The sequence below is a fragment of the Comamonas faecalis genome, from assembly GCF_039538025.1.
GTDB lineage: Bacteria > Pseudomonadota > Gammaproteobacteria > Burkholderiales > Burkholderiaceae_C > Comamonas_C > Comamonas_C faecalis.
This window is the reverse complement of the sequence record NZ_BAABBP010000002.1, coordinates 87,486-107,851: the sequence shown is the minus strand read 5'-3', so window position 1 is coordinate 107,851 and position 20,366 is coordinate 87,486. Positions and strand designations below refer to the sequence as shown.

At 68.6% G+C, this 20,366-nt stretch carries 18 protein-coding genes, 1 tRNA gene, 1 pseudogene and 1 riboswitch; of the genes and pseudogenes, 10 read left to right on the top strand and 10 right to left on the bottom strand.

Features of this window, described 5'->3' with window-relative positions; all coding sequences use genetic code 11:
• Positions 1-106 precede the first annotated feature (106 nt).
• The gene (locus tag ABD767_RS01660; protein ID WP_103043639.1) at positions 107-1,735 is read right to left on the bottom strand and encodes a peptide chain release factor 3; all 1,629 of its coding nucleotides are present in this window, start codon (positions 1,733-1,735) and stop codon (positions 107-109) included.
• Positions 1,736-1,871: 136 nt separating this feature from the next.
• A riboswitch (S-adenosyl-L-homocysteine riboswitch) is annotated at positions 1,872-1,953 on the top strand.
• A gap of 77 nt (positions 1,954-2,030) precedes the next feature.
• On the opposite strand from ABD767_RS01660, the gene ahcY reads away from it, so the two are divergent.
• The 4 genes from ahcY (at position 2,031) to ABD767_RS01640 (ending at position 6,836) form a co-directional block, all read left to right on the top strand.
• Positions 2,031-3,458, top strand: a complete 1,428-nt coding sequence (ahcY, locus tag ABD767_RS01655; protein ID WP_103043640.1) for an adenosylhomocysteinase — start codon at positions 2,031-2,033, stop codon at positions 3,456-3,458.
• Between the two features lie 171 nt (positions 3,459-3,629).
• On the top strand, positions 3,630-4,631 hold the full coding sequence (locus ABD767_RS01650) for an SAM-dependent methyltransferase (RefSeq protein ID WP_103043641.1): 1,002 nt from the start codon (positions 3,630-3,632) through the stop codon (positions 4,629-4,631).
• Complete coding sequence (metF, locus tag ABD767_RS01645; RefSeq protein ID WP_103043642.1) at positions 4,628-5,461, top strand: methylenetetrahydrofolate reductase [NAD(P)H]; 834 nt, start codon at positions 4,628-4,630, stop codon at positions 5,459-5,461. Before ABD767_RS01650 ends, metF begins: the two co-directional genes overlap by 4 nt.
• Before the next feature lie 70 nt (positions 5,462-5,531).
• Positions 5,532-6,836, top strand: coding sequence for a type III PLP-dependent enzyme domain-containing protein (locus tag ABD767_RS01640; RefSeq protein ID WP_344867855.1), 1,305 nt, complete (start codon positions 5,532-5,534; stop codon positions 6,834-6,836).
• A gap of 19 nt (positions 6,837-6,855) precedes the next feature.
• On the opposite strand, the gene miaB is transcribed toward ABD767_RS01640, so the two are convergent.
• Together miaB and ABD767_RS01630 are read right to left on the bottom strand one after the other, a co-directional pair.
• A complete protein-coding gene (miaB, locus tag ABD767_RS01635; protein ID WP_103043643.1) occupies positions 6,856-8,184 on the bottom strand; it encodes a tRNA (N6-isopentenyl adenosine(37)-C2)-methylthiotransferase MiaB in 1,329 nt (442 codons plus the stop codon).
• Positions 8,185-8,291: 107 nt separating this feature from the next.
• Positions 8,292-8,672 carry a hypothetical protein gene (locus ABD767_RS01630; RefSeq protein ID WP_103043684.1) on the bottom strand — a complete coding sequence of 127 codons (381 nt, stop codon included), beginning with the start codon at positions 8,670-8,672 and terminating at the stop codon, positions 8,292-8,294.
• A gap of 195 nt (positions 8,673-8,867) precedes the next feature.
• Between ABD767_RS01630 and ABD767_RS01625 the strand changes: the two genes are divergently transcribed.
• The gene (locus ABD767_RS01625) at positions 8,868-9,764 is read left to right on the top strand and encodes a pirin family protein (RefSeq protein WP_103043644.1); all 897 of its coding nucleotides are present in this window, start codon (positions 8,868-8,870) and stop codon (positions 9,762-9,764) included.
• 50 nt (positions 9,765-9,814) lie between these two features.
• Here the strand turns inward: ABD767_RS01625 and ABD767_RS01620 are convergent.
• The 5 genes from ABD767_RS01620 to ABD767_RS01600 form a co-directional block, all read right to left on the bottom strand.
• Positions 9,815-9,891: transfer RNA gene (locus tag ABD767_RS01620), tRNA-Met, on the bottom strand.
• Positions 9,892-9,932: 41 nt separating this feature from the next.
• On the bottom strand, positions 9,933-10,712 hold the full coding sequence (locus ABD767_RS01615) for an enoyl-CoA hydratase (protein WP_103043645.1): 780 nt from the start codon (positions 10,710-10,712) through the stop codon (positions 9,933-9,935).
• A gap of 40 nt (positions 10,713-10,752) precedes the next feature.
• Complete coding sequence (locus tag ABD767_RS01610; protein WP_103043646.1) at positions 10,753-12,537, bottom strand: M61 family metallopeptidase; 1,785 nt, start codon at positions 12,535-12,537, stop codon at positions 10,753-10,755.
• A gap of 82 nt (positions 12,538-12,619) precedes the next feature.
• Complete coding sequence (locus ABD767_RS01605) at positions 12,620-13,342, bottom strand: thioredoxin fold domain-containing protein (RefSeq protein ID WP_103043647.1); 723 nt, start codon at positions 13,340-13,342, stop codon at positions 12,620-12,622.
• 40 nt (positions 13,343-13,382) lie between these two features.
• Positions 13,383-14,507, bottom strand: coding sequence for an FAD-dependent monooxygenase (locus tag ABD767_RS01600; RefSeq protein ID WP_103043648.1), 1,125 nt, complete (start codon positions 14,505-14,507; stop codon positions 13,383-13,385).
• A gap of 97 nt (positions 14,508-14,604) precedes the next feature.
• Between ABD767_RS01600 and ABD767_RS01595 the strand changes: the two genes are divergently transcribed.
• Entirely contained in the window at positions 14,605-15,465 is an 861-nt protein-coding gene (locus ABD767_RS01595) for an MOSC N-terminal beta barrel domain-containing protein (RefSeq protein ID WP_103043685.1), read from the top strand.
• Between the two features lie 47 nt (positions 15,466-15,512).
• On the top strand, positions 15,513-16,607 hold the full coding sequence (gene ychF / locus ABD767_RS01590) for a redox-regulated ATPase YchF (protein ID WP_103043649.1): 1,095 nt from the start codon (positions 15,513-15,515) through the stop codon (positions 16,605-16,607).
• Positions 16,608-16,636: 29 nt separating this feature from the next.
• Here the strand turns inward: ychF and ABD767_RS01585 are convergent.
• Positions 16,637-17,359, bottom strand: a pseudogene (locus tag ABD767_RS01585) (hypothetical protein).
• Positions 17,360-17,485: 126 nt separating this feature from the next.
• Between ABD767_RS01585 and rarD the strand changes: the two are divergent.
• Positions 17,486-18,382 carry an EamA family transporter RarD gene (rarD, locus tag ABD767_RS01580; protein WP_103043686.1) on the top strand — a complete coding sequence of 299 codons (897 nt, stop codon included), beginning with the start codon at positions 17,486-17,488 and terminating at the stop codon, positions 18,380-18,382.
• A gap of 51 nt (positions 18,383-18,433) precedes the next feature.
• Here the strand turns inward: rarD and ABD767_RS01575 are convergent, their stop codons facing one another.
• Complete coding sequence (locus ABD767_RS01575; RefSeq protein ID WP_344867842.1) at positions 18,434-18,958, bottom strand: YqaA family protein; 525 nt, start codon at positions 18,956-18,958, stop codon at positions 18,434-18,436.
• 109 nt (positions 18,959-19,067) lie between these two features.
• Between ABD767_RS01575 and dusB the strand changes: the two genes are divergently transcribed.
• Positions 19,068-20,129 (top strand): tRNA dihydrouridine synthase DusB, encoded by a 1,062-nt coding sequence (gene dusB / locus ABD767_RS01570; RefSeq protein WP_103043650.1) that lies wholly within the window; start codon positions 19,068-19,070, stop codon positions 20,127-20,129.
• Positions 20,126-20,365 (top strand): helix-turn-helix domain-containing protein, encoded by a 240-nt coding sequence (locus ABD767_RS01565; RefSeq protein ID WP_103043651.1) that lies wholly within the window; start codon positions 20,126-20,128, stop codon positions 20,363-20,365. Before dusB ends, ABD767_RS01565 begins: the two co-directional genes overlap by 4 nt.
• Position 20,366: the final 1 nt, after the last annotated feature.

The window sequence follows — 20,366 nt, the reverse complement described above, 5'->3', positions numbered from 1 at the left end:
GCCGAAAATGCCCTCCGGTCATCACTGGTGCGCCCAGCAAAAAACGGCCCGTGCGGGCCGTGGGTTGTGGCGCAAAGCAGACGCGGGTGCCTGCTGCCGTATGCGCTCAATGCATGTTGCCCAGCGCCAGCCCCGCATGCTCGCGCAGCGGATGGAAGTGGATCTTCGGAAAGCGCTCCTGCGCCAGGCGCACGTCATACGGGCTGGTGCACAGATAGGCCAGGGTGCCCGCCGCGTCGTGCGCCAGGCGCAGCGGGTAGGCGTTCTCGAATTCGCGCAGCTCGGCCGGCGTGTCGGCGGTGATCCAGCGCGCGCCGGTGTACTGGCAGCCTTCCAGGCGGATGTCGCAGTCGTATTCGGTCTTCAGGCGGTGCTGCACCACCTCGAACTGCAGCTGGCCCACGGCGCCAAGCAGCATGTTGCCGCCGGCGTCGGGCTTGAAGACCTGGATCGCGCCTTCCTCGCCCAGCTCCATCAGGCCTTGCTGCAGCTGCTTGGAGCGCAGCGGGTTCTTCAGCACCACGGTCATGAACATCTCGGGCGCGAAGAAGGGCAGGCCGGTGAATTGCAGGCTGGGGCCGTCGGTGATCGAGTCGCCCAGCTGCACGCCGCCGTGGATGGTGAAGCCGATGATGTCGCCGGCGTAGGCCTCGTCGACCGCCTCGCGCCGCTGGCTCATGAAGGTGACGACGGAAGTCGGGCGCAACTCCTTGCCGGTGCGCTGCACGCGCATCTTCATGCCCGGGGTGTATTTGCCGCTGGCCACGCGCACGAAGGCGATGCGGTCGCGGTGGTTGGCGTCCATGTTGGCCTGCACCTTGAAGACCACGCCGGCAAAGCCTTTGTCCTCGGGGTGGATCGTGACCTGCTGGCGCTCGCGGTTGACCTCCTGGAAGGCAATGCGCGGGCCGGGCGGCGGCGACATGTCGACCACGGCGTTGAGCACTTCCTGCACGCCAAAGTTGTTCACGCCCGAGCCGAAGAACACCGGCGTGAGCTTGGCGGCCAGGAATTGCTCATGGCTCCATTCGCTTGATGCGCCGACGGCCAGCTCCATGCTCTCCAGCGCCTCGTCGAACGTGCGGCCAAAGCGCGCGCGCAGCGTGTCGGTTTCGCTCAAGGGGATGACCTCGAAGTCCTGCGGACGCTTTTCGCTGCCGGCCTCGAACACCGTCATGCTCTGCGTGCGCAGGTCGATGATGCCGCCGAACTGCTTGCCCTGGCCCACGGGCCAGGTCATGGGGCAGCAGGGCATGCCGAGCTCGCGCTCCACCTCGTCCAGGATGTCCAGCGGGTCGCGCACCTCGCGATCCATCTTGTTGACGAAGCTGATGATGGGCGTATCGCGCTGGCGGCAGACCTCGATCAGGCGGCGGGTCATTTCCTCCACGCCGTTGGCGGCGTCGATCACCATCAGCGCCGAGTCGACCGCGGTGAGCACGCGGTAGGTGTCCTCGGAAAAATCCTTGTGGCCGGGCGTGTCCAGCAGGTTGATGACGTGGTCGCGGTAGCTCATCTGCATCACGCTGGACGCGACCGAGATGCCGCGCTGCTTCTCGATCTCCATCCAGTCGGAGGTGGCGTGGCGGCTGGCCTTGCGGCCCTTGACGGCGCCGGCGATCTGGATGGCGCCCGAGAACAGCAGCAGCTTTTCCGTCAGCGTGGTCTTGCCGGCGTCGGGGTGGGAGATGATGGCAAAGGTGCGGCGGCGCCGGGTCTCGGAAGCGTAGGACACGATCGGTTCAGTGGGGCTGTGCCGGGGTGCGATGGCGACACGCGGCAAAAATGAAAAGCGGGGCGGCGGCCCCGGCGGTGGGGCATGATTTTACGGTGCCGGGCCCGGCGTGGGGCGCGCCGGTATAATCCACGGCTTTTCCGAGGAGCGTTGCAGCGTCCCCAGTTTCGGCGGGGCGTGAGGCTCGGAACCCATTCTTGCAACGACGCTCACCCACGCCAGTCCTGTGCGGTGAGCGGTATCTTCCATTTCCCCAGGCGCGTGGTTTTTCCATTCTTCGCAGAAGGACGCCACCATGAGCGCAGCATTCAAAGCCCACGACTCGGCCATTGCCGACATCACCCTGGCCGACTGGGGCCGCAAGGAAATTCGCATCGCCGAAACCGAAATGCCCGGCCTGATGGCAGTGCGCGAGGAATTTGCCGCAGCGCAGCCCCTCAAGGGCGCGCGCATCACCGGCAGCCTGCACATGACGATCCAGACCGCCGTGCTGATCGAGACGCTCAAAGCGCTGGGCGCCGACGTGCGCTGGGCCTCGTGCAACATCTTCTCCACGCAGGATCACGCCGCCGCCGCGATTGCCGCCACCGGCGTGCCGGTGTTCGCCATCAAGGGCGAATCGCTGAAAGACTACTGGGACTACACGCACGCCATCTTTGAATTCGGCCCCAAGGGCGCTGAGGGCGAAGGCCCGAACATGATCCTGGACGATGGCGGCGACGCCACCATGCTGATGCACCTGGGCCAGCGCGCCGAGAAGGATCTGTCGGTGCTGGCCAACCCGGGCAGCGAGGAAGAAAAAATCGTCTTCGCCGCGATCCGCGCCAAGCTTGCCCAGGACCCCACTTGGTACAGCCGCAAGAGCGCGCAGATCATGGGCGTGACCGAGGAGACGACGACGGGCGTGCACCGTCTGAACGAGATGTCGGCCAAGGGCCAGCTCCTGTTCCGCGCGATCAACGTCAACGACTCGGTCACCAAGAGCAAGTTTGACAACCTCTACGGCTGCCGCGAATCGCTGGTGGACGGCATCAAGCGCGCCACCGACGTGATGATTGCCGGCAAGGTGGCCTGCGTGGCGGGCTATGGCGACGTGGGCAAGGGCTCGGCCCAGGCGCTGCGGGCACTTTCCGCCCAGGTCTGGGTGACCGAGGTCGATCCCATCAACGCGCTGCAGGCGGCGATGGAGGGCTACCGCGTGGTGACCATGGAATACGCGGCCGACAAGTGCGACATCTTCGTGACCACCACGGGCAACCGCGACGTCATCACCTTCGAGCACATGCAGGCCATGAAGAACGAGGCCATCGTCTGCAACATCGGCCACTTCGACAACGAGATCCAGGTTGCGCAGCTGGAAGAACACTGCCAGTGGGAGGAGATCAAGCCCCAGGTCGATCACGTCATCTTCCCGTCTGGCCGCCGCATCATCCTGCTGGCCAAGGGCCGCCTGGTGAACCTGGGCTGCGCCACCGGCCACCCGAGCTTCGTGATGAGCAACTCGTTTGCCAACCAGACGCTGGCGCAGATCGAGCTGTACACGCGCCCGGATGCGTACCAGGCCGGCAAGGTCTACGTGCTGCCAAAGATCCTCGACGAGAAGGTGGCGCGTCTGCACCTCAAGAAGGTCGGCGCGCAACTGACCGAGCTGACCGACGCGCAGGCCGCCTATATCGGTGTGAGCAAGGCTGGGCCGTACAAGAGCGAGACCTACCGCTATTGAGGTACTGCTCCCTCCCCCGCTGGGGGAGGGTTGGGGTGGGGGCTGGCGGCGTTGACCGGGCTGGCCCATCCCGGCCTTCCCTCAAAAGGGGAAGGGGTGAATGCAAAACCATGGCTGCTTGTGCTTGCTGGACAAGCGCTGCGGCCCATTTGATTCATAAAGGACAGCGCCATGCGCGCCGATGTTTTCCTGGTCGAAGGCGGCCACGCCGCGACCCGCTCGCAGGCCCAGCGCCTGATTGCCGCCGGCGTGCAGTGGCGCCTGGCCGAGGGCCTGCCCTGGAACAAGGTTGCCAAGAACGGCGACGACATTCCCCGGGGCGCCCAGCTGCAGTTGCTCGATGATTCCGAAACCCGCTACCTCTCGCGCGGCGGGCTCAAGCTTGAAGGTGCGCTGGCCGCCTGCGGCCTGCAAGTGACAGGCCTGCACTGCCTGGATCTGGGCCAGAGCACCGGCGGCTTCACCGACTGCCTGCTGCAGGCGGGCGCCGCCCAGGTCGTGGGCGTCGATGTCGGCCAGGGCCAGCTGCACGACAGGCTGCGCCAGGACGTGCGCGTGGTTGCTGTCGAAGGGCTGAACGCGCGCCACCTGACGCTGGACGCGCTGCTCGACGCCTGCGAGGAAGCGCTGGGCGAGCGCGTCGAGCTCGACCCCGACGACAACGACACCCTGCCCGAGGCGCCCTATGCATGGATGCGCAACGGCGGCATGGTCGACGACGACTACGACGACAGCCGCGACGCCAAGGAGCACGAGATCGAGGCCTTCAAGGCCGAACGATCCGCCAAGGCCCAGGCGCGCGCCGAGGGCCAATTGCCCACGCAGCGTCGGCGCCGTGCGGATCGCCGCGAAGTGCAACTGCCTATGGCCTTCGACCTGGTCACCGGCGACCTGTCCTTCATCTCGCTGACCCTGGTGCTGCCGGCGCTGGTGCCGCTGCTGGCGCCGGGCGGTGACCTGCTGATGCTGGTCAAGCCTCAGTTCGAGTTGCAGCCGGGCCAGGTCGGCAAGGGCGGCATCGTGCGCGACGCAAGCCTCTACCCGCAGGTCGAGCAGCGCATCCGCAGCGCTTGCGCGCAGTCCGGCCTGCAGGTCGTCGGCTGGCACGACAGCGCCATTGTTGGCGGCGACGGCAACCGCGAATTCTTCATACACGCCAGGAGGGCCGCATGAGCCTGCCGATCAGTTTCGAGTTCTTTCCCCCCAAGACCCCCGAAGGCGCCGACAAGCTGGGCGTCGTGCGCCAGCAGTTGTATGCGCTTTCGCCGCAGTTCTGCTCGGTCACCTATGGCGCCGGCGGCTCCACGCAGGAGGGCACGTTCGCCACGGTGCGCGCCATCCTGGCCGAGGGGCAGGATGGCGCGTCGCACTTCTCGTGCATCGGCGCCACGCAGGACGGCGTGCGTGCGCAGCTGGCCGAGCTCAAGGCCATGGGCGTCAAGCGCCTGGTGGCGCTGCGCGGCGACCTGCCCAGCGGCTATGGGATGGGTGGCCACTTCCAGTACGCCAGCGATCTGGTGGCCTTCATCCGCGCCGAGACCGGCGACGACTTCCACATCGAAGTGGCCGCCTACCCCGAGGTGCACCCCCAGGCGCGCTCGGCCGACAGCGACCTGCAGGCCTTTGCCACCAAGGTGCGCGCGGGCGCCAGCTCTGCCATCACCCAGTATTTCTTCAACGCCGATGCGTACTTCCGCTTCGTCGACGACGCGCGCCGCCTGGGGCTGGACGTACCGGTCGTGCCCGGCATCATGCCCATCCTGGGCGCCACGCAGCTGCTGCGCTTCTCAGACGCCTGCGGCGCCGAGGTGCCGCGCTGGATCCGCCTGCGCCTGCAGGGCTTTGGCGATGACGTGGCCAGCATCCGCGCCTTCGGCCTGGACGTGGTTACCCAGCTGTGCGAGCGCCTGCGCGCGGGCGGTGCGCCGGCGCTGCACTTCTACACGATGAACCAGAGCGGCGCGACGCAGGCGCTGTGCCAGCGCCTGGGACTGGGCGCGTAGCAGCGATCGGGCCCGGCGCTGCGCAGCGGCGATGCACAATGGCCGGCTCATCCTGATGGAGAGCCTTTTCATGACCGCCGCCGACGCCACACTGCCCATTCAGCCGCTGACCGACCGCCTCAAGGGCTACCCGCTGGGCGCATCGCCTTGCGCGCCGGCGGACATCGGCGCGCGCGGCTGGAACGTGCTGGCCGGCGACCTGCCGCTGCCGCTGGCCGTCCTCAGGCGCAGCGCGCTGGAGCACAACCTGGCCTGGATGCAGGACTGGGCCAGCCGGCGCGGCCTGTGGCTGGCGCCGCACGGCAAGACGACGATGTCGCCCCAGCTGTTTGCGCTGCAGCTGCAGGCCGGCGCGTGGGGCCTCACCTTTGCCACGGTCGCGCAAGTCGCCATTGGCGTGCAGGCGGGCGCGCGCCGCATCGTGATCGCCAACCAGGTGCTGCAGGCGGCCGACCTGGACGGCCTGGCGCGGCTGCGCGCGGCGCACGCCGACCTGCGCGTGTGGTTTCTGGTCGATTCGCTGGCGCAGCTGGCGCTGATCGAACAATGGGCCGCGCAGCGCGGCGCGCGCGGCCTGGCTGCACCGGTGTGGGACGTGCTGCTGGAGGTGGGCGTTGCCGGCCGGCGCACCGGCTGCCGCAGCCAGGACGAAGCACTGGCGCTGGCGCGCGCGCTGCATGCGAGTGGTGCGGTGTGGCTGGCCGGCATCGAGTGCTACGAGGGCGTTGCCGCGCACGGCGACAGCGCGCACGACAGCGCGGCGGTCACCGACCTGGTGCGGCGCTGCCTGGCGCTGGCGCACGCCTGCGACGCCGAAAACCTGTGGGATGGCGACGCGACCGACCCGGTGCTGCTGTCGGCTGGCGGCTCGGCCGTGTTCGACCTGGTGCTTCCGCTGCTGCAGGCGCGCGGCCTGTCGCGCACGGTGCAGGGCGTGCTGCGCTCGGGCTGCTATGTCACGCACGACCACGGCAACTACCACCGCTACCTGGGTCTGCTGCAGCAGCGCCAGGGCCTGGCCAGCAGCCTGCAGCCGGCGCTGACCGTGTGGGCCATGGTGCAGTCGGTGCCCGAGCCCGGCCTTGCGCTGCTGGCCTGCGGCAAGCGCGACCTGTCCTACGACCTGGATCTGCCGGTGCCAGTGCGCCGCGCGGCGCCGGGCAGCCTGCAGCCGCAGCCAGCGCCAGCGCACTGGCGCATCACCGCGCTCAATGACCAGCACGCCTATCTGCACTTTGACGCCGCCGCGCCGCAAGTGGGCGAGCGCGTGGAGCTGGGTATCTCCCATCCCTGCACCACTTTCGACAAATGGCGCTGGATGCCCATCGTCGAGGACGACGGGCTTGTGAGCGCCGCGGTGCAGACCTGGTTTTGACCCTGATGCGCAGTGCGCTTCAGTGGGGAGCCAGCAGCTCCCCGCGCAGCGTATAGGTGCGCGCTTCGGTGATCCTTACGTCGGTCATCTGGCCGATCAGCGCCGCGTCGCCAGGGAAGTTGACCACGCGGTTGCACTCGGTGCGGCCCATCAGCTCGCCCGCGTCGCGCTTGGAGTGGCCCTCGACCAGGATGCGCTGCACCGTGCCCACGCGCTCCTGGCTGATCTCCAGGATGTTGCGGTTGATGACGGCCTGCACCTCCTGCAGGCGGCGCAGCTTCACCTCCTGCGGCGTTTTGTCGCTGAGGTTGGCCGCGGGGGTGCCCGGGCGCGGGCTGAAGATGAAGCTGAACGAGTTGTCGAAGCGCACGTCCTCGATCAGCCGCATCAGCTTGGCGAAGTCTTCGTCGGTCTCGCTCGGAAAGCCGACGATGAAGTCGCTGCTCATCGCCAGATCCGGGCGGATGGCGCGCAGTTGGCGAATCGTGCTCTTGTATTGCAGCGTGGTGTAGCCGCGCTTCATCAGCGACAGGATGCGGTCGCTGCCGTGCTGCACCGGCAGGTGCAGGTGGTTGGCCAGCTTGGGGATGCGCGCATACGCCTCGATCAGGCGCTGTGTGAACTCGTTGGGGTGGCTGGTGGTGTAGCGCAGGCGCTCGATTCCGGGGATTTCGGCGACGTACTCCAGCAGCAGCGCAAAGTCGGCAATCTCGCTCGTGCCGCCCATCGGGCCGCGGTAGGCGTTGACGTTCTGGCCCAGCAGGGTCACTTCCTTGACGCCCTGGTCGGCCAGGCCCGCCACCTCGGTGAGCACGTCCTCGAACGGGCGGCTCACCTCCTCGCCGCGCGTGTAGGGAACGACGCAATAGCTGCAGTACTTGGAGCAGCCTTCCATGATCGAGACGAAGGCCGTCGCACCCTCCACGCGCGCCGGCGGCAGGTGGTCGAACTTCTCGATCTCGGGAAACGAGATGTCCACCTGCGGGCGGTGGTTGATCGTGCGCTTTTTCAGCAGGTCGGGCAGGCGGTGCAGCGTCTGCGGGCCAAACACCACGTCGACGAAGGGCGCGCGCTTGATGATCTCCTCGCCCTCCTGGCTGGCCACGCACCCGCCCACGCCAATCATCACGCCGCGCTCCTTGAGGTGCTTGACCCGGCCCAGGTCGGAGAACACCTTCTCCTGCGCCTTCTCGCGCACCGAGCAGGTGTTGAACAGCACCAGGTCGGCGGCCTCGGGGTCGTCGGTGGGCTCATAGCCCTCGGCCATGTGCAGCACGTCGGCCATCTTCTGCGAGTCGTACTCGTTCATCTGGCAGCCAAAGGTTTTGATGAAGACTTTCTTGGTCATGTGGGGGCTTTCGACAAAAGGGGGAGTGGCCGCCAGCGCGGTCGCAAAGCGCCGGCGCGCCGCATGGCGGCGCACCTGTGTTCGCGGGTGGCGGGCCGGCCGCGCGTTCAGCGCTGCTGCTGCTCGGAGGAGAAGCGGAAGTTGCGCTCGACCATGCCCGGCGCGCTGCGCGGCTGGCGCGCCTCGGCGCGCGTCAGGATCCAGACGGTCTGCAGCATGCCGGTGGACGGCTCGATCAGGTAGTGCACCAAAAGCTTCTGGTCGCGCAGCGTGGTGGGTGTGACCAGGTGGTTGCGGGCGTCGAACACGCGCAGGCCGGGCGCGACGCGCACGTCGTTGCCGTTGAGCTGCGCGCTGCGCAGGCCCGAGAAGCTGACATGGCCGCGCAGCGCCGCAGGCGGGAAGGTGCGCGCCTGCACGCCGTTCTCTGGCGGGGCGACCTGCGCCTGGGCGCCGGCCAGCGGCAGCAACAGGCCAAGCGCCAGCATGCCGGCACGCAATATTGCGGCAGGGCGGGGTGAGGATGGCAAACAGCGGTGCATGGTTTTTATCCAGAGGCTGAAGCAAAGCACGAAGGGGCGTATTGTGCCCAAAGCACACGTAGTGCGGCCAAAACCGGCGCGCTTGCATGCCATTGCCGGCGTGCCGGTTTGGCGCAACCTGGTTTGAAAGGAGAGTTCGCAATGAGCACGACTGCCGCCCCCGAGCGCCTGCACAGCCGAGAAGCCGTCATCGGCGAGGACACGCGCATCACCCGCGCCCTGCCGCATCGCGTGCGGCGCACCGTCGGCGCCTGGTGCTTCATGGATCACCTCGGCCCGGTGCAATTCGCCCCCGGCAAGGGCATGCATGTGGGTGCCCATCCGCACATCGGCCTGCAGACCTTTACCTGGATGATCGAGGGCGAGGTGGTGCACCGCGACAGCCTGGGCAATGAACAGGTGATACGCCCCGGCCAGGTCAACCTGATGACCGCCGGACGCGGCATTGCGCACACCGAAGACTCGGCGCTGGACGGCGCGCGCATGCACGCCGCCCAGCTGTGGATCGCCCTGCCGCACGAGCAGGCCCAGTGCGAGCCGGCCTTCGACCACTACGGCGTGCTGCCCGTCGTGGAAAGCGGGGGCTTCACCATCACGCTGCTCGCCGGTAGCGCCCTGGATCAGAACGCACCCACCCGCATCCATACACCACTGGTGGGCATGGATCTGGCGGCCGACGCCGCCGCGCAGACCGCACTGCCACTGCAGGCCGATTTTGAATACGCCGCCATGGTGCTGCGCGGCGCGGCCCAGGTGGAAGACGAGCCGCTGGCCCCGGGCGAGTGGCTGTACTTTGCGCCTGGGCGCACCGTGCTTGCGCTGCAGTGCGACGCCCCCATGCAGTTGCTCTTGATCGGCGGCGCGCCGATGGATGAGCCGCCGATCATCTGGTGGAACCTCGTGGCGCGCAGCCAGGCCGAGATCGAGGCCGCGCTGGCCGATTGGAACGCCGGCCGCTTTGCCCCGGTGCGCCCGGGCAGCGCCGCGCAGCCGCTGGCAGCGCCCAGCCTGGATGGGGTGCAGCTGCGGGCGCGGTAGCCGCGGCGTGCAAACAAAAACGCCCAGCCGGCGAGGCTGGGCGTTGTGTCTGGTGGTGGTACCGGGACTTGAACCTGGGACATCAGCATTATGAATGCTGCGCTCTAACCAACTGAGCTATACCACCGAAGCCGCGCATTGTAGCTGAAAAATGGCGGCTCGCACAAATCACTGGTGGGTGAATTGGGGCGCGCGCTTGTTGACGAAGGCGTCCATGCCTTCCTTCTGATCCTGGGTGGCGAACAGGGCGTGGAACAGGCGGCGCTCGAACATCACGCCGTCGGTCAAAGAGCCCTCGAACGCGCGGTTGACCGACTCCTTGGCGGCCATGGTGGCGATCTGCGAGAAGCCGCTGATGGTGATGGCGGCGGCCAGGGCTTCTTCCATCAGCTTGTCCAGCGCGACGACGCGGCTGACCAGGCCGGCGCGCTCGGCTTCCGATGCGTCCATCATGCGGGCGGTGAGCGCCATGTCCATGGCCTTGGACTTGCCCACGGCGCGCGGCAGGCGCTGTGTGCCGCCGGCGCCGGGGATGACGCCCAGCTTGATCTCGGGCTGGCCGAACCTGGCGTTGTCGGCAGCGATGATGAAGTCGCACATCATCGCCAGCTCGCAGCCGCCGCCCAGCGCGTAGCCGCTCACGGCGGCAATCACGGGCTTGCGGATCATGCGGATGGTCTCCCAGTTGCGCGTGATGTAGTCGCCCTTGTAGGCGTCGGCAAAGCTGTACTTGGCCATGGCGCCGATGTCGGCGCCGGCGGCAAAGGCTTTCTCGCTGCCGGTGACGATCATGCAGCCGATTTTCTCGTCGGCGTCAAACGCCTTGAGCGCCGCGCCCAGCTCGTCCATCAGCTGGTCGTTGAGGGCGTTGAGCTGCTTGGGGCGGTTGAGCGTGATGATGCCGACCTTGTCGGCTTCGGTGCGCACGGTGATGCATTCGTAGGCCATGAATGGGTTCTCCTTGGATGGCGGGTGTGTAACCGGTCAACTATAGCGAAGCGCCGGCCAGCCAAGCCTGCGCGCGGGCGCCATCGGCCACTTCCAGCACGATGGTGTCCGCGCCTGCCGTGGCCGGGGGCAGGGCCAGCGCCAGGTGCAGCAGGCGGGCGTCGCGCGCCACCAGCGCGGTGACTTCGCGCGCACTGCCGGCGACCAGGGCCAGGTCGGCGAGCGTGCGCAATCGCCAGCCCTGGCTGTCAAGTTCCACGCCCAGCCATTCGTCGCCAGCCATCAGTCCGGCCTGCTCGGCAGCGCCGCCGGCCAGCACATGGGTGACGTGGATGCCGCCGTGCTCGCGCACGCGCAGGCCCAGGCGCTGGGCGGGCTGGGGCGTGTCGGCCTTTAGTGCAACGCCTTGCGCGGCCAGCACGGTCGCCAGCGGCAGCTCGCCGGTGCCGTGCACCCAGTCGGCAATCTCCTGCTGCCAGCCGCGCCCGGTCAGCGCCTGCAGCACGGCCAGCAGGTCGGCCTCGGTCATCGGGCCGCCGCTGCAGCGCTGCCATAGCGCGCGCATCACGTCGTCCAGCGTCGCCGCGCCTTCGCTGCGCAGGCTCAGATCCAGGCACAGCGCAACCAGCGCGCCCTTGGTGTAGTAGCTGACCGTGGTGTTGGGCGTGCTGGCGTCGGGGCGGTAGTAGCGTATCCAGGCATCAAAGCTGGCCTGCGCCACGCTTTGCACGCGCCGCCCGGGTGTTTGCAGCACCTGGTTGGCAGTCTTGGCCAGCAGCTTCAGGTAAGCGGCGTCGCCAATCAGGCGCGCGCGGCGCAGCAGCAGGTCGTCGTAGTAGCTGGTGAAGCCCTCGAAGAACCACAGCAGCTCGGTGTAGTTCTCGCGCTGCCAGTCGTAGCGCGCAAATTCCTGCGGGCGCAGGCGCTTGACGTTCCAGGTGTGGAAGTATTCATGGCTGATCAGGCCCAGCAGCTGGATGTAGCCGTCGCCGGTGCCGGCCTCGCCCAGGCGCGGCAGGTCGCGCCGGTTGGCAATCAGCGCGGTGCTGTAGCGGTGCTCCAGCCCGCCGTAGCCGTCGTCAGTCGCGTTGAGCAGAAACAGGTAGTGGCCGAACGGCGGGGCCTCGCCGTCCGGGTGCCACAGGTCGATGGCGGCCTCGCAGATCGCGCGGGTGTCGGCCACCAGGCGCTGCAGATCCAGCGTGGGCGCGGCGCCGCTGATGACCAGGCGGTGGGGCACGCCGCGGGCCTCGAAGTCGGCGCTGATGAAGGGCGCCATCTCCACCGGGCTGTCGGCCAGCTGGTCGTAGTCGTCGGCGCGGTAGCGGCCAAAGCCGCGCGTGTCCACCGCCAGCGGCTGCAGCGCCGTGGCGCACTGCCAGGCGGCGGCTGCGGCGGCCTGGGGCGGCGCAATGTCTACGGTGCAGGGCTGGCCATCCGTGCCCTCGGCCTGCAGGCAGACGCTGGTGGCGTTGAAGAAGCCGCGCTGCGCGTCCAGCCACGCGGTGCGCACCGAGGCGTCCTGCGCGCAGACCCTGTAGTGCAGCACCAGCGGGCTGCCCGCGCTGCAGTCCGCCTGCCAGTGGTTTTTGTCGAGCTGGCGCATGGGCACGGTGGCGCCGTCCTGCGTGGCGCCCAGCTGCAGCAGGTGGCGCGAGAACTCGCGCACCAGGTAGCTGCCGGCAATCCACACCGGCAGCGTGACGCGCTGGCTCGCGGTGGGCCGGGCGATGGTGAAGCTGACCTGGTAGTAGTGGGCGTGCAGGTCGGCCGCCTCGATGCGGTAGTGCAGGTCGGCCGTGGTGGCGGGGGAGTGTGTGGTCATGGCAGCTCTTGCAAAAAAGCCAGGCCTGCGGTCGCGGGCCTGGCGTGGCGGGTGGTGCGCGGCCGTGCGGGCCGCGAGCGATTCAGGGCCTGGCCGCGGCGGCCGCCTTGGCCAGGCGCTGCTCGATGTCGCTGGTGCCCAGCGCGCCGGGCACGCGGGTGTTGTCGGCAAAGATCAGCGTGGGCGTGCCGGTGATCTTGTGCTTGCGCCCCAGCGCCAGGTTGCGCTTGAGCGCGGCAATGTCGCAGCTGGCCGCGGCGGGCACCTTGTCGCGCAGCATCAGGTCGCTCCAGGCGGCGGCGGGATCCTTGGCGCACCAGATGTTGCGCGACTTCTCGGCCGAGTCGGGGCTGAGGATGGGGTAGAGGAACAGGTGGACCGTGACGTTGTCCACCTTCTGCATGTCTTTCTCGAAGCGCTTGCAGTAGCCGCAGTTCGGGTCTTCGAAGACGACGAGCTTGCGCTCGCCCTTGCCGCGCACGATGGTGATTGCGTCGTCCAGCGACAGCGTCTTGACGTCGAGTGCGGTCAGCGCGTTGATGCGATCCTCGGTCAGGTTGCGCCGCGCCTCGGTGTCGATCAGCTCGCCCTGGATCAGGAAGTGGCCGGTCGCGTCGGTGTAGAACAGGTCGGTGCCCACGCGCACCTCGTACAGGCCCTGCATCGGCGTGCTGCGCACCTCGTCGATCTGGGTGAGCTGCGGAATGCGCTCGGCCAGCGTCTTGCGGATCGCGCCCTCTTGCGCATGGGCGCTCAGCCCCAGGGTCAATGCTGCTGCGGCCAGCAGCACGGAGATGATTTTCATGACGTTCCTGTGAAACAAACCGATGGAAAAACGACCGTGGTCACGCCTGGCCCATGGCCTGGCGGGCCACCCAGGCCTTGAGCAGCGGGCTGCGCTCGAAGCAGTCCATGCCCCAGTTGCGCAGGTTTTGCAGCGGCTGCTCGCGCCGGGTGAACAGCTGCTGCAGCCCGTCCATGGCCAGCTGCGCGGGCAGCACCGCCGCCTTGCGTGCGCGCTCGTAGCGGCGCAGCAGGCGCAGGTCGCCCACGCCGCGCCAGGACGCACGGCCGCGCAGCACCTGCGCCAGCGCCTGCACGTCGGCCAGGCCCAGGTTCAGCCCCTGGCCGGCCAGCGGGTGCACGTTGTGCGCTGCGTCGCCCGCCAGCACCCAGGCGTTTTGCGGCTGGCCGGGCAGGGCGCCGCACCACTGGCGCGCAAAAGCCTGCTGCAGCGGCCAGCGCGCGCGCGGGCCGCTCAGGCGCAGAGCGCAGAGTGCGCCGCTGCTGATCTCGCTCAGTCGGTCGGTGAACATGGTCTCGTCGCAGTCCAGCCAATGCTGGGCATCCTCCTGGCCTACAGACCAGACAACGGCGACCGAGTTCCCCCGGGCGCCGTCCAGCGGCAGAAAGGCGAGGATGGAGCCGTCCTGGTCGAACCACTGGCGCGCGACCTGGCCGTGCGGCTTTTCGCACTGCACGCGCGTGGCGATGGCGTGCTGGGCGTAGGGCGTGACGTCGAAGGTCACGCCGAATTCCGACCGTGTGCGGCTGGCGCGCCCTTCGCAGACGATGGTGAGCGGTGCGTCGACCGGCGCGTCCACGCGCTCGACCAGCGGCTGGAATTTGAGCGCGTCGCCCAGCCGCGCCAGCAGCGCCGGCACGTCGACGATCCAGGTCAGCGCGTCGCAGCGCTGCGCAGCAGCGTCGAACTGCACCTGGTGGCCGGCGCCGGCAAATACCTCCATGCGCTGTACTGCGGTGGCGTGCTCGGCGTCGGGCCAGCCGCGCACCGACAGCAGCAGCTCGCGCGAGGCGGCGTTGAGCGCGTAGGCGCGCACGTCGGGCGCGGCAGGCGCCGCCTGCGGATCGACCAGTGCGGTGCGCAGGCCGCCTTGGGCCAGCAACAGGGCCAGCGTGCGGCCCACCACGCCCGCGCCGCGGATACATATGTCAAAGGATTGCGCCATGGCGGCGATTGTAGGAGGCGGGTATGAGCCCTTGGCCGTCGGGGGCAGCGCACATGCCGTTGGCGCACAATCGGCCGCTTTGAGCCTGGACTGCACCATGCCCACCGACTTCACGCCCGACATCACCGGCCGCATCGCCCGCCTGTTCATCCACCCCATCAAGTCCTGCGCCGGCACCGAACTGCGCGAGGCAGAGTTGACGCCGACCGGCCTGGCGTGGGATCGCAGCTGGATGGTGGTCGACGACCAGGGCATGTTCATGACCCAGCGCGAATGGCCGCGCATGGCGCTGATCCACCCGGTAGTGGGCACTGACACACTCACGCTGCGCGCCAGCGGCATGGCCGATCTGGAGCTGCCGCTGGCTGCTGCAGGCCGGCCGTGCGAGGTGCAGGTCTGGCGCGACCGCGTGCAGGCGCTTGACGCCAGCCCAGAGGCGGCGCGCTGGCTCAGCGAATTTCTGCAAACGCCCTGCCGCCTGGTGCGCTTTGACGACACCGGCCAGCGCCTGGCCGACGCTGACTGGACGCAGGGCGCGGCCGCGTCGGTGCGCTTTCCCGACGGGTTTCCGCTGCTCGTCGTCAGCCAGGCGGCGTTGGACGAACTGAACGAGCGCCTGCGCGCGGCGGGCCACGCTGGCGTCGGCATGGAGCGCTTTCGCCCCAACATCGTGATCGACGGCTTTGCCGCGCACGACGAAGACCATGCCGAGCTGCTGCACGTCAGCGGCGGTGCCGTTGCGCTGCGCCCGGTCAAGCCCTGCGCGCGTTGCCCGATTCCCGACGTCGACCCGGCCACCGCCCAGCGCGGTACGGCCGTGACCGAGCAGTTGCGCGCCTACCGCCAGGACGCGCGCGTCGGCGGCGGGCTGACCTTCGGCATGAACGCCATCATTGCCGCCGGCGCGGGGCAGACGCTGCGCGTGGGCCAGCAGGTGGCGGCGCAGTTCAGTTTTTAGCCCGCCTCTTACAATCCCCGGTTTCCCCAAGACCAGAGAACCCTGCCATGAGCCTCAAATGCGGCATCGTGGGCCTGCCCAACGTCGGCAAGTCCACCCTGTTCAACGCCTTGACCAAGGCCGGCATTGCCGCCGAGAACTACCCTTTCTGCACCATCGAGCCCAACACCGGCGTGGTCGAGGTGCCCGACCCGCGCCTGAGCCAGCTGGCCGAGATCGTCGTGCCCGAGCGCACCGTGCCCGCCATCGTCGAGTTCGTCGACATCGCCGGCCTGGTGGCTGGTGCGAGCAAGGGCGAAGGCCTGGGCAACCAGTTCCTGGCGCACATCCGCGAGACCGACGCCATCGTCAACGTGGTGCGCTGCTTTGAAGACCCGAACGTCATCCACGTCGCCGGCCGCGTCGACCCGATCTCCGACATCGAAGTCATCCAGACCGAGCTGTGCCTGGCGGATCTCGCCACCGTCGAAAAGGCGCTGAACCGCTACAGCAAGGCCGCCAAGAGCGGCAACGACAAGGAGGCAGCCAAGCTGGTGCAACTGCTCACGCCCATCCAGGCTGCGCTCGACGAGGGCCGGCCCGCGCGCACGGTCGAGGTCAGCAAGGAAGACGCGCCGCTGCTCAAGCCCTTCTGCCTGATCACCGCCAAGCCGGCCATGTTCGTCGCCAACGTGGCCGAGGACGGGTTTGACGACAACCCGCTGCTGGACAAACTCAAGGACTACGCCCGCGTGCAGGGCGCGCCGGTGGTCGCCATCTGCGCCAAGATCGAGGCCGAGCTGGCCGAGATGGACGACGCCGACCGCCTGGAATTCCTGCACGAGCTGGGCCAGGACGAGCCCGGCCTGAACCGCCTGATCCGCGCCGGCTACGACCTGCTGGGCCTGCAGACCTATTTCACCGCCGGCGTCAAGGAAGTGCGCGCCTGGACCATCCACAAGGGCGACACCGCGCCCAAGGCCGCCGGCGTGATCCACGGCGACTTCGAGCGCGGCTTCATCCGTGCCCAGACCATCGCCTTCGATGACTTCCTCCAGTACAAGGGCGAGGCCGGCGCCAAGGAGGCCGGCAAGATGCGCGCCGAGGGCAAGGAATATGTCGTCAGGGATGGCGATGTGATGAACTTTTTGTTCAACGTCTGACCAATCGGGGGCCGGGCGGCCTTCGGCGGCTACTGCGCCGCGTCGGCGTCCCGCGCCGCGTGGCCCATGCCGGCGCCGTGTCCCATACCGCCGCTGCCAGCCCCACCACCACCACCGCTGCCGCTGCCGCCACCGCTGCTGCCACCGCCACCTTTAGACCGGCCGGCAGCGCCCGCACCGCCACCTCGTCCTCCGGCCGTCGCGCCGCGCAACGGGCCTTGCTTGGGGATGGGCAGGTCGGTGGGGATGGCGTCGAGTTCCAGCACTTCGCGGATGAAGCTGCGCAGCGAGACCACCAGCGCCGCGGTCTCGATCCGGCGCCCGGCTGCCATGTCGTTGGCGGCCTGCACCGCCAGCCGCACCTGCTCGGCCGTGCCCAGCAGGATCACGTCCGAAAGCGCCGCCTCGACCGCGTCGCGGATGCGGCGCCGGCGTTCGGAGTTTTCTCCTTCATGTCCTGCGTCGTTCAGTACATCCGACACGTCTTGCGCCGCGGCGGCGCGCATGCGCAGGTCGCGCAGGTGGCTGGGGTCGACGGCCAGGTTGCCGGTGAACGAGCCGCCCAGCGTCTTGTAGGCGGCGATCAAGGTCTTGAGCCGCTCGTTGATCTGGCGGTTCTAGCGCTCGCGCTTTTGCTGCAGGCGCTGCATGACCAGCAGCCGCAGGCCTACGGCCACCAGGGTGACCAGTACCAGCCCCAGCAGCGTGGACAGCAGGCCCTGCCAGGAGCTGAAGTCGATCATGTTGCGCATGGGCGCCCAGCGTAGCAGAGGCCGCGTGCGCGGGCCTGGGCGCGCGTGCGGCTTTTCTGGTCTACTTCGGGGTTTCCCCGGGCGGCGCCGATGGTGCGCGCCGCCGCGGCGCAACCCCCATCGTCTATGCAACCCGGCATCGTCTATGCGGCTCTGGCCTTTGTCGGCTGGGGCCTCTTCCCCGTGTATTTCCGCCAGCTCGAGCAGGTGCCCGCGCTGGAGATCATCATGCACCGCACGCTGTGGTCCATGCTGTTCGTCGCGCTGCTGCTGCTCGTGCGCCGGCGCTGGGAGTGGCTGGCGCAGTTGCGCCAGAACCCGCGCACGGTGGGGGTGTTTGCGCTGTCGGCGCTGCTGCTGTCGGGCAATTGGCTGATCTATGTCTGGGCCGTGAACAACGGCCATGTGGTCGACGCCAGCCTGGGCTATTTCATCCAGCCGCTGCTCAACGTGGCGCTGGGCACGGTCTTTCTGCACGAGCGTCCGCGCAGCGGCCAGTGGGCCGCGGTGGCGCTGGCGGCGGCGGGCGTGGCCTGGCTGACCTGGCAGGCCGGGCATCTGCCGTGGATCGGCCTGTCGCTGGCGCTCACCTTCGGCATCTACGGCCTGATGCGCAAGGTGGCGGTGCTGGGCGCGCTGGAGGGGCTGGCGGTGGAGACCGCGCTGCTCACCCCGCTGGCGCTGGCGGCGCTGGCCTGGTGGGGTTGGCGCGGCGAGGCGGCCTGGGTGCATGCCGACGCGCCGCTGTGGGGCTGGTTGCTGGCGGCCGGGCCATTCACCGCCATTCCGCTGCTGCTGTTTGCCGCCGGGGCGCGGCGCATCACGCTGACGACGCTGGGTGTGTTGCAGTACATCGGCCCCACGCTGCAGTTCATGCTGGGCGTGTGGCTGTACGGCGAATCGCTCACGCCGGCGCGCCTGATTGGCTTCGTGCTGATCTGGGCGGCGCTGGTGCTGTTCACGCTCGAAGGTGCGTGGCGGCAGCGGCGCGGCGCCTCGCGCGTGGCGCGCACGCCAGCATAGTGTGTCCAGCCCCGCTTTGGATTGCGGGCCTGTTTTGCACCATTGTGTTGGTCAGGCGCTGCTTGCCAGGCGCAGCAGCGCCCAGGTCATCACCAGATAGCGGCCAAGCTTGCCGACTGCCATGTAGGCCAGGCAAGGCCAGAACGGCAGACGTAGCCAGCCGGCCACGGCGCACAGCGGGTCGCCGACGACGGGCAGCCAGGACAGCAGACAGGCGCGTGCGCCCCAGCGGCGCAGCCAGATGCGCGCGCGCCGCTGGTGGCGTGACAGTGGCCGCGTGGCAGCCGGCGGGCTTGCGCCCTCGCCGCCGCGGCGCAGGCGGCGTGCTGCGTCCCAGGCGCGGTGGGCGCCGCGGCCCATCCACCAGCTGATGGCGCCGCCCAGCGTGTTGCCCAGCGTGGCCACGGCAATGGCGGGCCAGAACAGTTCTGGGTTGAGCTTGACCAGGCCGAACACCGCCGGCTCCGAGCCCAGCGGCAGCAGCGTGGCCGACACCAGCGCGATGACGAACACCGCGCCCAGGCCGATCTCCGGCAGCGCCAGCCAGTGCAGCAGTTGATCGATCCATGCTTGCATGGGTGCGAGTGTAGGCGGGCGGCAGCGCACATTTCGGCTGCTGAAATTTTGGGCAGGTACAATCGCCGCTCTTTCGCGCCAGCGCCTCGCCTTCTGAATTCCATCCCCCATGTCCGCCTTGCACATCGGCCCGTTCGCCCTGGCCAACCGCCTGTTTGTCGCGCCGATGGCAGGCGTGACCGACCGGCCGTTTCGCCGCCTGTGCAAGCAGCTGGGCGCGGGCTACGCGGTCAGCGAGATGGTGACCTCGCGCCGCGACCTGTGGGACAGCCTCAAGAGCAGCCGCCGCGCCAACCACGACGGCGAGGCGGGGCCGATTGCGGTGCAGATTGCCGGAACCGACGCGGCGATGATGGCCGAGGCCGCGGTCTACAACGTCGAGCGCGGCGCGCAGATCATCGACATCAACATGGGTTGCCCGGCCAAGAAGGTCTGCAACAAATGGGCCGGCTCGGCGCTGATGCAGAACGAGGCGCTGGCCGGCGGGATCGCCGCCGCCGTCGTTGCTGCCTGCGCTCCGCTGGGCGTGCCGGTGACGCTGAAGATGCGCACCGGCTGGTGCGATGCACACAAGAACGCGGTGGCGCTGGCACGGCGCTTTGAAGACGCGGGCGTGCAGATGCTGACGGTGCACGGGCGCACGCGCGAGCAGGGCTACCGCGGCCAGGCCGAGTACGACACGATTGCCGCGGTGAAGGCCGCGGTGGGCGTGCCGGTCGTGGCCAACGGCGACATTGACAGCCCTGAAAAAGCGCGCCAGGTGCTGGCCGCCACTGGCGCCGACGCGCTGATGATCGGCCGTGCCGCGCAGGGACGGCCCTGGATTTTTCGCGAGATCGCGCACTACCTGGCGACCGGCCAGCACCTGGCGCCGCCGCTGGTGGCCGAGGTGCGCCGCCTGCTGCTCGACCACCTGCAGGATCACTGCCAGCTGTATGGCGAGTACATCGGCGTGCGCAGCGCGCGCAAGCACATCGCCTGGTATGTGCACGGCCTGCCTGGCGGCGACGTGCTGCGCCGGCGCATCAACGTGGAGCAGGGCGCCGCCGAGCAGCACCAGGCCGTTGCGGACTATTTCGATCAGCTGGCGCAGCGCATGGATCGCCTGCCCGCGCCTGCCGCCGCGGCAGGCGCGGGCACGGCACTACCCGCAGAGGAATTGGGCGCATGAGCGCAAAAGAGACCAATATCGAGGAGTGCGTGCGCCATAACCTGCTGCGCTACTTCGAGGATCTGGGCGGCGAAGCCCCCGACGGCATGTACGACATGCTGGTGCGCGTGGTCGAAAAACCGCTGCTGGAGGTGGTGATGCAGCAGGCCGGCGGCAACCAGTCGCGTGCCGCCGAGTGGCTGGGCCTGAACCGCAACACACTGCGTAAAAAATTGGTGCAGCACCGTTTGATTTGAC

Coding starts and splice junctions, on each gene's coding strand:
- ABD767_RS01625 (WP_103043644.1), top strand. CDS start 8,868: ATGAGCACGACTGCCGCCCCCGAGCGCCTGCACAGCCGAGAAGCCGTC.
- miaB (WP_103043643.1), bottom strand. CDS start 8,184: ATGACCAAGAAAGTCTTCATCAAAACCTTTGGCTGCCAGATGAACGAG.
- ABD767_RS01610 (WP_103043646.1), bottom strand. CDS start 12,537: ATGACCACACACTCCCCCGCCACCACGGCCGACCTGCACTACCGCATC.
- metF (WP_103043642.1), top strand. CDS start 4,628: ATGAGCCTGCCGATCAGTTTCGAGTTCTTTCCCCCCAAGACCCCCGAA.
- ABD767_RS01630 (WP_103043684.1), bottom strand. CDS start 8,672: ATGCTGGCGCTTGGCCTGTTGCTGCCGCTGGCCGGCGCCCAGGCGCAG.
- ABD767_RS01575 (WP_344867842.1), bottom strand. CDS start 18,958: ATGCAAGCATGGATCGATCAACTGCTGCACTGGCTGGCGCTGCCGGAG.
- ABD767_RS01640 (WP_344867855.1), top strand. CDS start 5,532: ATGACCGCCGCCGACGCCACACTGCCCATTCAGCCGCTGACCGACCGC.
- ABD767_RS01595 (WP_103043685.1), top strand. CDS start 14,605: ATGCCCACCGACTTCACGCCCGACATCACCGGCCGCATCGCCCGCCTG.
- rarD (WP_103043686.1), top strand. CDS start 17,486: ATGCAACCCGGCATCGTCTATGCGGCTCTGGCCTTTGTCGGCTGGGGC.
- ychF (WP_103043649.1), top strand. CDS start 15,513: ATGAGCCTCAAATGCGGCATCGTGGGCCTGCCCAACGTCGGCAAGTCC.
- ABD767_RS01615 (WP_103043645.1), bottom strand. CDS start 10,712: ATGGCCTACGAATGCATCACCGTGCGCACCGAAGCCGACAAGGTCGGC.
- ABD767_RS01600 (WP_103043648.1), bottom strand. CDS start 14,507: ATGGCGCAATCCTTTGACATATGTATCCGCGGCGCGGGCGTGGTGGGC.
- ABD767_RS01650 (WP_103043641.1), top strand. CDS start 3,630: ATGCGCGCCGATGTTTTCCTGGTCGAAGGCGGCCACGCCGCGACCCGC.
- ahcY (WP_103043640.1), top strand. CDS start 2,031: ATGAGCGCAGCATTCAAAGCCCACGACTCGGCCATTGCCGACATCACC.
- dusB (WP_103043650.1), top strand. CDS start 19,068: ATGTCCGCCTTGCACATCGGCCCGTTCGCCCTGGCCAACCGCCTGTTT.
- ABD767_RS01605 (WP_103043647.1), bottom strand. CDS start 13,342: ATGAAAATCATCTCCGTGCTGCTGGCCGCAGCAGCATTGACCCTGGGG.
- ABD767_RS01565 (WP_103043651.1), top strand. CDS start 20,126: ATGAGCGCAAAAGAGACCAATATCGAGGAGTGCGTGCGCCATAACCTG.